The organism is Pseudomonas cavernicola (assembly GCF_003596405.1).
GTDB lineage: Bacteria > Pseudomonadota > Gammaproteobacteria > Pseudomonadales > Pseudomonadaceae > Aquipseudomonas > Aquipseudomonas cavernicola.
This window is the reverse complement of record NZ_QYUR01000006.1, coordinates 864,458-877,424: the sequence shown is the minus strand read 5'-3', so window position 1 is coordinate 877,424 and position 12,967 is coordinate 864,458. Positions and strand designations below refer to the sequence as shown.

The 12,967-nt window shown below is 62.3% G+C and carries 9 protein-coding genes and 1 pseudogene; 1 reads left to right on the top strand and 9 read right to left on the bottom strand.

From position 1 onward, the window contains the following. Positions 1–9: 9 nt before the first annotated feature. The 6 genes and pseudogenes from D3879_RS20235 to D3879_RS20205 all read right to left on the bottom strand — a co-directional run bounded on the left by D3879_RS20235 (position 10) and on the right by D3879_RS20205 (position 8,844). Positions 10–1,188 carry an alginate O-acetyltransferase gene (locus tag D3879_RS20235; protein WP_119956026.1) on the bottom strand — a complete coding sequence of 393 codons (1,179 nt, stop codon included), beginning with the start codon at positions 1,186–1,188 and terminating at the stop codon, positions 10–12. 12 nt (positions 1,189–1,200) lie between these two features. Continuing rightward, positions 1,201–2,739, bottom strand: a complete 1,539-nt coding sequence (locus tag D3879_RS20230; RefSeq protein WP_119956025.1) for an MBOAT family O-acyltransferase — start codon at positions 2,737–2,739, stop codon at positions 1,201–1,203. A 383-nt stretch (positions 2,740–3,122) separates the two neighbouring features. Next, positions 3,123–4,238 carry a mannuronate-specific alginate lyase gene (locus tag D3879_RS20220; protein ID WP_119956023.1) on the bottom strand — a complete coding sequence of 372 codons (1,116 nt, stop codon included), beginning with the start codon at positions 4,236–4,238 and terminating at the stop codon, positions 3,123–3,125. A 14-nt stretch (positions 4,239–4,252) separates the two neighbouring features. Then, the gene (locus D3879_RS20215; RefSeq protein ID WP_119956022.1) at positions 4,253–5,692 is read right to left on the bottom strand and encodes an alginate O-acetyltransferase; all 1,440 of its coding nucleotides are present in this window, start codon (positions 5,690–5,692) and stop codon (positions 4,253–4,255) included. Positions 5,693–5,706: 14 nt separating this feature from the next. After that, positions 5,707–7,317, bottom strand: coding sequence for a mannuronan 5-epimerase AlgG (gene algG, locus D3879_RS20210; protein WP_119956021.1), 1,611 nt, complete (start codon positions 7,315–7,317; stop codon positions 5,707–5,709). Positions 7,318–7,359: 42 nt separating this feature from the next. Further along, positions 7,360–8,844 (bottom strand): annotated as a pseudogene (locus D3879_RS20205) (alginate export family protein). 9 nt (positions 8,845–8,853) lie between these two features. Between D3879_RS20205 and D3879_RS27545 the strand changes: the two are divergent. Further along, a complete protein-coding gene (locus D3879_RS27545) occupies positions 8,854–8,982 on the top strand; it encodes a hypothetical protein (RefSeq protein ID WP_274381397.1) in 129 nt (42 codons plus the stop codon). Positions 8,983–8,996: 14 nt separating this feature from the next. On the opposite strand, the gene D3879_RS20200 is transcribed toward D3879_RS27545, so the two are convergent. Genes D3879_RS20200 through alg8 form a run of 3 tightly spaced genes read right to left on the bottom strand, consistent with a single transcriptional unit; the run spans position 8,997 to position 12,957 of the window. Next, positions 8,997–10,247 carry an alginate biosynthesis protein AlgK gene (locus D3879_RS20200; RefSeq protein ID WP_338014899.1) on the bottom strand — a complete coding sequence of 417 codons (1,251 nt, stop codon included), beginning with the start codon at positions 10,245–10,247 and terminating at the stop codon, positions 8,997–8,999. Between the two features lie 13 nt (positions 10,248–10,260). Then, entirely contained in the window at positions 10,261–11,430 is a 1,170-nt protein-coding gene (locus tag D3879_RS20195) for an alginate biosynthesis protein Alg44 (RefSeq protein WP_119956020.1), read from the bottom strand. Between the two features lie 45 nt (positions 11,431–11,475). After that, positions 11,476–12,957 carry a mannuronan synthase gene (gene alg8, locus D3879_RS20190; protein ID WP_119956019.1) on the bottom strand — a complete coding sequence of 494 codons (1,482 nt, stop codon included), beginning with the start codon at positions 12,955–12,957 and terminating at the stop codon, positions 11,476–11,478. Positions 12,958–12,967 lie beyond the last annotated feature (10 nt).

The window sequence follows — 12,967 nt, the reverse complement described above, 5'->3', positions numbered from 1 at the left end:
CATGTGGGATTAGGGCATTGCCTGGGTAGGTGTATCGGATTCAGTGGCCGTGCTGGCCAGACGTTCATCTGCAGCGCCGGACGCTTTGAGCTGCGTGATCCAGCTCGGATCGAACTCGCTCAGGTCGGCCGGCATCGGCAGATAGCGCTCGGGGAATTCCCAGATCACCAGCTGCGGCGGCGAGTCGTTGAATTCGTCGGTTTGCAGGTACTTGAGCATCGGCAGAATTGGCCCGTGACCATCCTCGGCGTAGTTCACGACTTCGCTATTGAGGGCCTGGCGCAGCGCGCCGAGGAAATTCCAGCGCTGGTTGGCGCTGTAGCTGGTGCCCACCAGGGCCACCGGCACCTGCTGTTCGCTGAACAGGGCATCGCCGGTGGCGGCCTGGTCGGCCTGGCGCGCCTCGGTGTTGCGCAGTTGCAGCTGGTCGGGCGGCGGCAGCAGTTCGGCGAACAGCGGATCGAGCGGCAGAAAGTGCGTCAGGTCGCCGCTGTACGGCTCGGTTTGCGTGGTTTCGGTGGTGAAGGCTTGCGGCTCACCGCTGAGCGGTGTGTGGCGCAGGATGGCCTGGCCCAGGCTCTGCGCCACGACTTCGGCGCCGCGCGGAGTCCAGTGCGTGTCGGTGCGCAGGAACACTTGGCCGGCACGCTTCTCACGCGTCAGCGCGCCGAGCAGGTCGGGAGCGAAGATGCCGGCGCGCTTGGCGCCGCTGTGGAACTGGTCATACAGGCCCCGATGCAGCACCGCCGGCGGCGTCTCGCCGATGAACTCGGGATACAGGCGTGCCTTGGCCGGAATGATCGCCAGCACCAACTGAACGTTCTGCCGGGCCAAGCGGTCACGCACGCCCTGGATCAGTTGCCAGTTTTCCTGCATGTGCTGCTCGCTGTCGGCGACGGGCTTGAACTCTTCGTCGCTGAACAGCCAGTTGTCACGCCCGAGTACCACCCCTGGACGGCCCTCCCCGAACAGGGTGAAGTCCAGTGCGGCCCAGAGGTTGGTGCCCAACCGTTTAATCGGGAATTGCTCGTCATAACGGCTTTCCACGGCCTTGGCCCAGTGGCCGTTCAGCCGCGTGGTATTGGGCGGCACGTTGAAGCCCAGGAAGCTGCTCGTGGACCAGGCGCCCAGGCCCAGCAGCAGGCCGAGGAACAGGGCGATGTAAAGGATGCGCAGAGATCGGGTCATGGTCGTCCTCGCTCAGAACTGGAAGTACAGGAAGGGCGAATAGCTCTGCGCCGAGAGCTTCAGAATCGAGGCGCAGAACAGCAGCAGCACCAAGCTGCGCATCAAATAACGTGGCCAGTCGATGGCACTGGCCGATTGCAGCAGCGCCCCGGACGGGCTCGGGTTCAGCTTTGCTGCGACGAGTGTTGCGCCGGTATTCAGGCTTGGCTGGTCGCTGGCGGAGCTGTCCGCTGCGGCCTTTGGCGCGCCCTGATCCAGCGGCTGGCGATAGAAGTCGCGCAGGCCGAAGAAGGCCAGCGTGAGGTAAGCCACGATCATGGTGGCGACTTGCAGTTGGGTCAGGCTGGCGCGGTTCAACTCGGAGAGCTGCCAGTCATTGAGGCTGAACATCGCCTGGAACATCCGTCCGGCCACGTGCAGGTTCTCGGCGCGGAAGATCACCCAGCCGAGCACCACCAGCAGGAAGGTGAAGACCCATTTGATCGGGTTGAAGCGGCGTGGCGCGGCGTCGATGCCCAGCGCCCGCTCGATCGCCAGCCACATGCCGTGCCAGGCGCCCCAGATGATGTAGGTGAAGTTGGCGCCGTGCCACAGGCCGCCGAGCAGCATGGTCAGGAACAGGTTGCGGTAGGTGGCGAAGGTGCCGCCACGGTTGCCGCCGAGGGTGATGTACAGGTAGTCGCGCAGCCAGGTCGAGAGGCTGATGTGCCAACGGCGCCAGAACTCGGTGATCGACTGGCTGATATAGGGCTGCTTGAAGTTCTCCATAAAGCGAAAACCCATCATCAGGCCCAGGCCGATGGCCATGTCGCTGTAGCCGGAGAAGTCGAAGTACAGCTGCGCGGTGTACGCCAGCGCACCGAGCCAGGCGTCGCCGGTGCTCGGGTTGCTGAGGGCGAAGCAGTGATCGGCCAGCGGCGCCAGGGTGTCGGCGATGAACACCTTCTTGATAAAGCCCTGCATGAAGCGCGTGGCGCCTTCGGAGAACTTATCCAGGCTGTGGCTGCGGTGGTTGAACTGATCGGCGAGGTCGCGAAAGCGCAACACCGGGCCGGCGATCAGGTGCGGGAAGATCGCCACGAAGGCGGCGAAGTCGATCAGGTTGCGGGTGGCCGGGGTGTCGCCGCGGTAGACGTCGATGATGTAGCTGATCGACTCGAAGATGTAGAAGGAGATGCCGATCGGCAGCAGCACATGGGTGAGGATGAACGGCTCAAGGCCGAACGACGCCATGATCGCATTCAGGCTATCGACGCCGAAGTTGGCGTACTTGAAGTAGCCGAGGATGCCCAGGTCGACCGCCACGCCGAGCAACAGCCAGCGCTGTGCCGGTTTGCTGCGCACGCCGGCGGCGCCGACTTTCAGGCCGATCCAGTAGTTCCACAGAGTGACCCCGGCGAACAGCGCGAGGAAGTCCACCCGCCACCAGGCATAGAACACATAGCTGGCGATCAGCAGCAGCAGGTTGCGATAACGTTGCCCGCTCAAGTAGTACAAGCCGAGGAAGATCGGCAGGAACATGAACAGGAACACGTTGGATGAAAAAACCATCCGTTTTTCTCCATCTTTACCAACAGTTAAGGGCCAAAGCCCCCCCAAACCCCCGGATATCGGGTGGGTTGTATTGCGGTGTTACCTAGGGTGATTGCGTGGGCTGTTCGGCCCCTCTCCCCAGCCCTCTCCCCCTCGGGGAGAGGGAGCTGATTTACGTTGCTGCAGCTATCGAGCTTTTGCTCTTAGTCCCCTCGCCCCTTGGGGAGAGGGTTAGGGAGAGGGGGAATCTCAGCCCCATCCCAAATTCAGATCGTTCCCACGCTCTGCGTGAGAACGCCTCCTTCGACGCTCTGCGTCGAGTTCGGCATGTGACGCGGAGCGTCACGGGCTGCATTCCCGCGCTGGAGCGTGGGAACGATCACCTCCAGATGTCGAACCCGCTACGACCCTTTACCTTTTTCATGCTCAGGGTCGTACACCCGGGTCACGTCACCACCGAGGCGGAAGGTCTTGAACGGCTGCATCGACTGCTTCCATTTCAAGGTTTCCGGCGTGCAGCGGTAGAGCGCGCAATAGGGTTCGAGCCAGCTGAATTTGCTGTCGTTCTTCAGGTCCGTCATGTCCTGGGTTTTCTCGGCTTTGGCCGCGAAGTCATCGGCGTCATCGACCCCGGCCATCACCCGCTCTGCCAGACGACGCAAGGCCTCGCGGTTTTCCTCGCGCAGATCCAGGGCGTTGGCCTGGGCGAAGCTGGCGATCATCGCCAGCGGCGGCAGGGCGTAGTTGTGATAGGCGAGGGCGCGTTTCTGGCGCTTGAGTTCATTGGGCAGGTAACCCTCGGCATCGACCTGATTGGCGCTGACCCGGAATTGCGTCACCGACCAGTCGAACAGGTCGCGGCGGTTGGTCGCCACGGCGGTCGCCATCACTGACCAGGCGGCCCAGTAGGAGTGGTTGTTGATCTGCTGCAGTGGCAGGTAGCTCCAGTCTTTCACCACCTGATCGGCCAGCTTGCCGAACCAGGCTTCGATCAGTTGTGACTGCTGTGCATAGGGCGCCAACGGCTGTGATTCGGAGAATTTCAAGCGCAGGTAGGCCGAGGACATACTGCCAAGCGCCCATTTACGCATCGACTTGCCGGTGTGGTTGAAGTCGGTGGAGAGCAACGCATCGGCCTCGGCCCAGCTGCTCAGCCATTGCAGCGTGCATTGCAGCTCCTGCGGCTGGCCGTCGCGCATGTACTGCATGACCTGTTTGCTCACGCCTTTTTCCAGCTCGGTGATGCTCGCGGTGGCGTCGCGAAAGGCTTTCTCGGATTCGGCATTCAGCGTGGCGCGGGCCTTGTCCGAGCCTTCGTATTTGCTGCGAAACACCAGCTTCGCCGTGTACGGCGTGGGGGCTGCCTTGCAGGTTTGCGCCGCGCCTTTTTTGGGGTTTTCCACTGGCGCGTAATAACCCGGTGGCGGCACCAGGCCACTCGCGCTGGCGCTGCCGGCAAACAGCAGGGCACTCAGCAGGCCGGGATAGAAAAACCGGTTTATCGGGTACTTGTTCATCACGAGTCCGCGCCTCACTCGGCCTTGGCCGTAAGATTGCTAGCTCCGGCTGTCGGGCGCTGGCAGAGCGTCGCTTGGACGCTGAGCTTTTCCGGCATCTGTTCGGGGCTATGGATTTCCACGGCGAGCAGATTGAGTTCCGCCCAGCCGGGGTCGTTGCGCAGTTGGAAGACGTAGCGGCCGCCGGTATCGGTGGCATCGCTCTGATCGAGTTTGAGGTTTTCCCGGCGGCCGTTGAGGTACCAGAGGGTCGCGCTCATCTGCTTGACCGAGGGGTCGCTGAAGGTCAGGTCGACCTGATAGTTGCTGCCGCGCAGGTCGAGTAGTTGATTCTTGCCATTGACCAGTACCTCGTTGCCGCCCGGGTGCAGCGTCACGCTGTTCTGCAGCACGGCTTTACGCCCTGCGCAGCCGTTGTCCACCAGTGGCATGGCTTGGCGGTAGAAGCTTTTTTGCGCGATGTCGTAGTGGGTGGCGAACTCCCAGACGATGATTTTCGGCGGGTGCTCGTGGAATTCCTTGCTGCTCAGGTATTGCAGCAACGAGCTGTCGAAGCCGCCACCGCTGACCGCGTTGTTGAGCACTTCGGCGCCGCTGTATTGCTGGAGAAAGCCGGCGAAATTGTAGGCCGGGCCACTGTTACTGGTGCCAACCAGGGCCACTTGCGGCTGCGATTCATCGCCGAACAGATCGCCGCCGCTAGCGCCGTCGCCCACGGCTTCAGTTTCGAAACGGTCGACGTATTCGGTGGCGTAGCTGCTGCCGCAGAGCTGCCCAGCGGCTTTGTGGAAGGTGCCGAATTTGGCCAGCAGACCGACGCGTTTGCTGGCGTATTCCTGCTTGGGAATCTCGCCGAAGCCGGGGATTTGCTTGAGCATCTCCGCGGTGATTTTCGCCGAGCGTTCTGCGCCGTAAGGGGTCCAGTGGTGGTCGCCCTTGAAGTAATAGGCGTGCTGCTCTTGCTCATCGAACAGCGGGCTGAAGTCCGGGGTCCAGATCCCGGTTTTGCGCAGTTGTTCGATGGCCGCCAGGTAGTTCTGCTTCGCCAGGTCGTAGTCGAATCCAGCGCGCTCGGCCTCAGTGAGTTTTTCCCGGTTCACCAGGCCGCGGGTCGGCTGGTACACCACCATCAGCTCGATACCTTTGCGCTTGAGGGCGTCGCGCAGTTGCTTGAGTCGCTGGTAACCCTCTGGCGTGGTGCCAAAATCGGTGCGCAGGTCATAGCTGGTACGAAACAACCAATCGCCCTGGGCCTGCACCAGATGGGTGAAGAAGCCCAGGTACTTGGTGTTGTAGAGGCTGTTGTCGGCGGCGGCCGGGCACAGTTGGTTGGCGGCTTTGACCTGGTACTGCGGTGCAGTTGACGGCGTTTCGGCGTGCACGCCGCTGGCGGCGCTCAAGAGCGCAGCGGTAAGCGCCGAGGGCGTCAACCATTTGGTTTTTTTTGTGTACATGGAATTCATGCTCCTCAGTCCTGAAGTTCGGCCTGGCTTTCAACGGGGTCGATCAGCACCGCTTTTTGCTGGCGCACCATCAGGTCAAGAATTTCGTCCTGCTTGTCGCCGAGAATCCCGGCGAAGCTGATGCCGGAGGTTTTGCGCGGGGCGAGCAAGGCCACCCGGTACAGTTCCACGCTCAAGGGCGAATCGATCGATAGCGGGCTGGAGCCGTTACCGGTCAGCTGGCCGCCGACCACGATCATCGAGACCTTGGTGTCGAAGGGGTCGAGTTCGATATCGCGGTCGGTGTCGCTGAGGTCTTTGATGTGGCCGTAGACCCCGACCAGGCGATTGCCGGCGGAGAGGTTTTCGTACAGGCGGATGTTCACGCTGTTGCGCAGGCGAATGCCGTGGCGTTGGTTGCCAATGACGTTGTTGCCCCAGATCAGGTTGTTGGAGCTTTCGTAGAGGGTGATGCCGTCGGAGTGGTTCTGGTACACCTCGTTGTAGGCCACCAGATTGTTCACGCTGTTACGGTCGATCACGATGCCGGAGAGTTTGTTGTCGTAGACGCGGTTGTTGAAAATCCAGCTGTTGTCGACCTCACGGGAAATGATGATGCCGTGCTTTTTCTTGGTCCCATGTACGGTGTTGTCGGCAATGATCAGGCGCTGCGAACGGTCGTGCGGGTCGATGCCATAGATGAGGTTGTCGCGGTAGGTATTGCCCTTGATCACCACGTCCTGGGCTTCGTAGCAGTAGAAGCCGTACCACATGTCGACGAACTCGGAGTTGATCAGCCAACCGCTCGGTTGCGGCCGTTGCATCTGCTTGGCCATGTTCGGCGTGTACTGCGAAATACTCACGCCGTAGGATTTACTGGTGTTGTAGCCAAAGCTTGCGAGCTTGCTGTTGACGATATAGGTCTCGGTGCCGCCCCAGGACAGCAGGAACGGGCGGAACTCGTCGGGCTTGCGGAACGTCGCCGGGCCGTTGTCGGCCTCGCGCCAGCCGGTGACTTTGCTGTCGGTGATGAACAGCTTGCCGTCGTTGACGATAAAAGCACCGCGCTCCTGGGACAGGCGCAATTCCTGGGTTTGTTTATCGACATGCAGGGTCGCGCCGTGCGCCACCACAATGGGTAGCCGGGCCAGGTAGACCCCCGGCGCGGTTTCGCTGAAGTACTGTTTCGGCAGCTGCCTGGCCAGGTCGTGCAGGTTGACGTAGCCGCCTTCGATAAAGATCGCCTGCGGCATACCGCGTTGCCGGCTGACCCACTCGGCCATGCGATTGTTGCCGCCGAGAAACTCCTTCAGTGCGTCCTGTTGCAGCATGCGCCGCACTTTCACCTGGCCTTCGACCTTGCGCTCGAGCTTGGCATTCACCGCTTCGGCGGTGTAGCCGCGCAGATCCGGCAGCGTCGGCTTCGGCAGGTACAGCGGTTTGATCGGTGCGCTGGTCACGGTGTAACTCTTCGCCTGGCGTAGCTCCTTGGTCGCCGGCGCCTGCAGGCTTGCGGCAGTGTGCGCATTGGCCACCAGGTCTTGCGTGCTGGCCAGCGTGCAGTGGCTGGCGATCAGCAGGGCGCTGGCCAGCAGCGGCAGGCTGAAGCTGCGCAGTGAGGGCGGGTGACTGTTCATGTCAGCAGTTCTCCATTCGCCATGCGGGGTTCGACCTGAGCATCAGAAACGCCAGATCACGTCGATAAGGGCACGGTGCATCTTCGAGTCGGCCTGCTTGCCATAGGCATCGCCGGGCAGGAATACACCGCCACGTAAGCGCACCAGCGCCGAAGGTTCGTCGATCGCCTGGCTCATGGAAGCGGGCAGCAGGCCTTGCTGGAAGTACTTGGTGACGACCAGGTCGACTTCCTGACCGAGGTCTTTCTCGCCATCGACCAGCGCCGCGTTGATGCCGCTGGTGCCGATCGCTTGCTGATCGTCGACCCGCCAGAAGCGGTGGTAGACCAGGCTGGCGTCGTAGTCTTCACGCAGCTGCCAGGAGCCGAATAGGGTGGCGGCCTGCAGGTTGCTCAGCTCACCGCGGAAGGCCTCGCCGAAGCGGTGTACCCGCGAGCGGGTGCCGGTGTAGTTGGAACGGTTGCTTTCCAGGCCGGTCTGCTCGAAGTTCTCGCCGCCGTCATCGCCGCCACCACTGCCACGGGCATAGGCGCCGCCGACTTTCCAGCTCTCGTCGAGGTTCCAGCGCAGGCCGAGGTCGGTGCCCCAGGCATTCACATCGCTGCTTCGTGAAGCCGCTGGCGAAGTTCTGCATTAACCAACGGATGGTGTGCTCAGAACGTCGCGGTCACCGCTTAGCCAGTGGCCGCTGGCCAAAGTAGTTGAGCGCGGTTCGCGTTGCGGTAGTTGTAAGCGTCGCTGTGCGCTTGCAGGCCACCAGGTGAGTTCGCCGGTGCTGGTCTTGTCCAACTTCGTCGACTGCTTCGCGCGGGCTGGGCAGGTTGCCGTCGGCATTTGGCTATGGTGGGCATTCAGGCCGACCCAGTGGCGGGCGTCCATTGCGTGGCCACGTCGCCGAAGACGTGCAGGCGGTCCTTGTTCTTTCGGGGCCAGTTCGTCGAGGTCGGTGCGGTTATTCGCTGAAGCGTTCGCACGCCGATTTGCACGCAGTTAGGGAGGCTGTCGAAAGTCCAGTTCAGCGCTTCGATATTGGGTGTCACGGCCACATGCCGTCTTCGTTGCGCAGGCGCTTGGCGGACCGAGGCGCAACTTTCTTCGCCGGGGTAGGGGCGGTGAAGCCGGAAAGGCCGATCCAGAATTCCCGCAAGGCCAGGTAGCTCTTGTCCGGGCTGGCGGCGTCGCGCGGGCTGCTGCTGGACTCGCTGTCGAGTCGGCAAAAGTTTTGCAGGGGTCAGTGCTCTGGGTCGGTTTTCGATTGCGATGTCCGGTCGCGGTCACCGCCTGGCCCATGCATAGGCGCTCCAGTCGCCGCGTTTTGCCGTAGACCCAGGGGGCCCCGCAGTCGGAACCGAACCGTTGACGTCGCCACCGCTACGGGTGCCGAGATCACGGTCGGCTTCGGATTGGGCGGTGATTTTCACGTCCAGGCCGAAGTTCGTCTCGGGCCCCATTGCGCCGCCCAGCCGAGTTTGGCCGACAGTAGGTCGCGCTCGCGAATCCGGCGCTCATCCAGTGATTCAATTTCATAGCGGTTCCATGACCGGTTGGGCTTTGCATGGCTTGCAGTTGTTGGCGGCTCCTGCTGGCCGCGCCGCGCAGTTGCTGTTCTTCACCGCAGCAAGCGCTGGCCTGTGCTTCGTGCAGCTTTGGCCCGGCAATTGCTGATCGATCCCCCCCTGTTATGCGGCCAGTCCCGGCGGCCTGCGGTGTGCCTTGAGCACGGCGAGCGCTGAAGACGTAGGCGTTTTACCTGTCGGGCTGAATGCCCACGGCCCCTGCGAGAACATCGCGCGAGGGCGAAGGTCGGCGCTGTTCTGGCCGCCACGGGCGGCGGCGAGCAGGTGCTGCAGTGCCTGCTCCGGGTCGATCTGGCCGAGGTAGCCGCGGCGGTACAGTTGGCCGAGGTAGTAGTTGGCGCTGATTTCGCTGGGCGCGGCCTTGAGCAGGTGCTGCTCGGCTTTTTGCGGGTCCTGCGGGAGCAGCTTGCCTTCGTAGTAGAGCTTGCCCAACAGCAGTTCCGCGCGCGGTTGCGCGGCGTCGCGACCGTGCTCGAGGTACTCGAGCAGCTTGTCGACGTCACCCAGGGCCGGATAGTCGTAAAGCAGGCGAGCCAGGCTGACCCAGGCAGCGGGGTAGCTCGGGGCGATCTGTTCGAGCAGGCGCTGTGCGGTTTTTTCGTCCGGTTTGCCCAGCTCCTGGTCGGCCAGCACTTGCGCGACGCTCTCCACCCGCTGCGCCGGTACCGCACCGTGCTGGTAGGCGCTTTGCAGCTGTTCCAGCAACGCCGCTTGCTGTTCGTTCTGGCCGCGTTTTTGGTACACGGTGGCCAGCTCGACGTAGCAGACATCCGCGGTGCTCAGCGCCTGCTTGCAGATGCGCTCCACGTCATCCAGGTGCTGGTCGTAGTTGCCCTGGGTGCGATAGAGCAGCAGCTGCGCCAGCTCGGCCTGCGGATAACCGGCTGCACGCCATTGGCTGATGCGTTGCTGCGCATTCACCTTGGGGAAGCTCTGCGGGTATTGCAGGTAGAGCATCGCCAGCGGCAGCAAGGCGCCTTGTTCGCCGCCGGCGAAGGCCTGCTCGAGCAGTTGTCCGGCTTCCTGGCGCTCGGTTTCAGTGGCATTCGGTTTCACCGCCAGCAGTTTGCCCAACCGTGCCGCGGCGCGCGGTGAGTGATCCGCCGCCTGCCGGTAAGTTGCTTCGGCTTGGCGCAGCAGTTCGGGGTCACCGCTCTCGAGCTGGATATCGGCCAGGCCGACTTGGGCATCGGCGTAACCCAGTTCGGCGAGCTGCCGGTAGTTCTGCTCGGCGGTCGCGGCATCACCGTTCTTCAGCGCTTCATTGGCCAAGCGCTGATCTGGCAGGCCGGCGCAGCCCGCCAGGCTCAGCGCCGCGACGAGCAGCAGTAGTTGCGGTTGAGTGTTAGCCACGGGCATGCCTCCCTTAGAGTCCAGCCGCCAGGGCTTTGTCGATCAGCCAATCGAGCGAGGGGCCGCGATCACTGCTGACTTCCACCGGGTGGCCGGCGAGGGCGCTGTCCAGCGGCTCATCCGGCTGGATCTGCACGCGGATGTCCGAGGACAGGTTGTCGCTATCGTTCAAGCTGCTGCTGACGATCTTGCCGCGCCGGGACTCGGCTTCACCGGCAACCAGGAAGCTGACGCGGGCTCCGGGTTTGACTTCATTGAACTTGTTGTAGGGGAAGCGCGCTTCGATGCTGGCCTGGCTGCCTTGCGGCACCAATTGGAAGATCACCTCGCCCTTGCTGGCGTACTGCCCGTCGGCCACCAGTTGGCGCGCCACGGTGCAGTCGCAGGGGCTGGTCAGGGTGCCTTTCATCTGCTTGCCAAACAGGGTTTCGACGTTGGCCGGGTTGAGCTGCTCTTCGCCCAGGTGACCTTTGAGCATCTCCAGCATGGAGGCGCTGAAGGTTGCGATCGGCGCGCCTTTGGCAACCTGGCTATTGGTACCGACCAGGCTCTGTACCGTACCTTCACGGGGCATGGTGACCTGCATGCCGGGCACGCGAACCAGGCCGGACTGTGCATGAGTGACGAAGTACAGGCCGTAGACCGACTTGAAGATAAAGCCGAAGGCGGCCAACCCGACCAGGAACAGCCCCAGGCTGAAGCTCACTGCGCGCAGGCGGCCGATGGCGCTCATGCCGGACGCGCCGGCTTTTTCTTTGCGCGCTTTGGTGAAGTTCTCCCGCTGCAGGGTGGTCAGCAGTTCGCCGACGCTGACCAATTCGCCACTCAGGTGTGCGGTGATCAGGTGGCGTAGGGTGGCGATCTCGCGCGGTTGCATATTGTGGAACTGGCAACCGACGCGGCCGCTGTCGAAGTCGACCGAACGCACCTGGAATTCCACGTCGATGGCCAGGCTTAGGTTGTCGATCACAAACAGCAATTTGCCTTTGTGGTAATCACCGACCTGCACCGGGATCTTGCTGGCGCTGTAGGCAAAGCCGCCGGCGGAAAGATCCAGCAGGGCTTGTTCGACCACTTCGCGGCTTTTCCCGAAGAAGCGGACCTTCGCCGGGAGCTTGACCCGGGCGTGCTGGCGCTGGGCTTCCGACTCATGCACCACATTGACGTTGACGGCTGTATTCATGGTGATATTCCTACTCAAATGCTCACTAATTCCATTCATGTCCGGTCAGACCACTAGCAACAGCGCGGCAATAAACACGCTGGCGGCAGAGAAGGTCATGGTTCGGGACGACCAGGTGTTGAACCAGCGCTGAAAGCTGGCGAGATCGCGGTTTAGCTTGGTGGGCTGACGGGTCCAGGATTGTTGGTCGAGGCGGAAGAACACGTAGATCTTCACCAGCGCGCCGACGATCTGGTTGTAATAAAGAATCAGCGGATAAGCCGGGCCGATGTGGTGCCCGCTGACGGACAACAAAAGCGTCAGGATCAGCCGCGTGGTGCCGATCCACAGCAGATAGATCAGCAGGAAGGCGATGCTGTACTTGATGCTGGCGATGATCGCCACGGCCAGGCCGAGCAGGCAGGTCCACATCGACACGCGTTGGTCGAACAGCACCAGGCTGGTGAACAGCCCCAGACGTTTGGTTCCCAGCTTCATGGCCCGGGAGTTCTGCCGAAGGTTGTTGCCGTACCAGCGGAACATCAGTTTGCGGCTGGCCTTGAGGAAGCTCTTTTCCGGCGGGTGCTCGACCGTGTTGATCGCCGCGTCCGGCACGTAAAAGGTGTCGTAGCCCAGGCGCATCAGGCTGTACCAGCTGGACTTGTCATCACCGGTGAGGAACTTGAAGCGGCCCAGACGCCAGTGATCCAGCGAGTCGCTTTCGACGTCGGCGATGAATTCCGGATTGGTGATCACCGGTGCGCGAAACACCGACATCCGCCCGGTCAGGGTCAGCACGCGTTTCGACAGGCCCATCGAGCACATGTTGAGGTGGCGCTGAGCGAAGCGCAGCTTGTGCCACTCGCTCATGATGTAGCCGCCGCGCACCTCGCAGAACTCGTTGGTGGTCAACCCACCGACGTTCGGGAACAGCTTGAAGTAGGGCACCGTGGCCTTGACCACGCCGGGTTCCAGCACGCTGTCGCCGTCGATCACCGCAACTACCGCATCCTGGTCCGGCAGGTGCCGGGAGATGGCGCGGAAGCCATGGGCGAGGCCATCGCGCTTGCCGGTGCCGGCAATCCGCACGAAGTCCAGGGCCACGTGTGCCGGCGGGTTGTATTTCTCCCACAGGCTCTTGACCAGGAACTCATCGGACAGCTCGACGATCGAGCAGACCACGGTGGTCGGGTAGCCGCATTCGATGGCTTCGCGGATCACCGACTGGTAAACCATGGCGGTGGTCAGAGCGTCGATGCGAAAGCTGGTCACCATCAAAAACACGTGCGAGGGGTCGGCGTCCTTGCCGAGCTTTTTTGCCTTGCGTCGGTAGTGCGGGAACACCACGTAGAGAAACAACATGCCGCGCAGGAAGTGCATGGCGCCCATCGAATAGCGCCAAATGCCGACCGCACCGATCAGCAATAGGAAGTCCTTCGACTCCGGGTCGAAGACTGTTCTGGGCAACGCCAGGGCAATCCCCATTAGCAAACTGAGGTAAAACAGCCAGCCGGCGGCGTCAGCGAAACCCTGCTTGAGCCTATCCATCTCTACATCC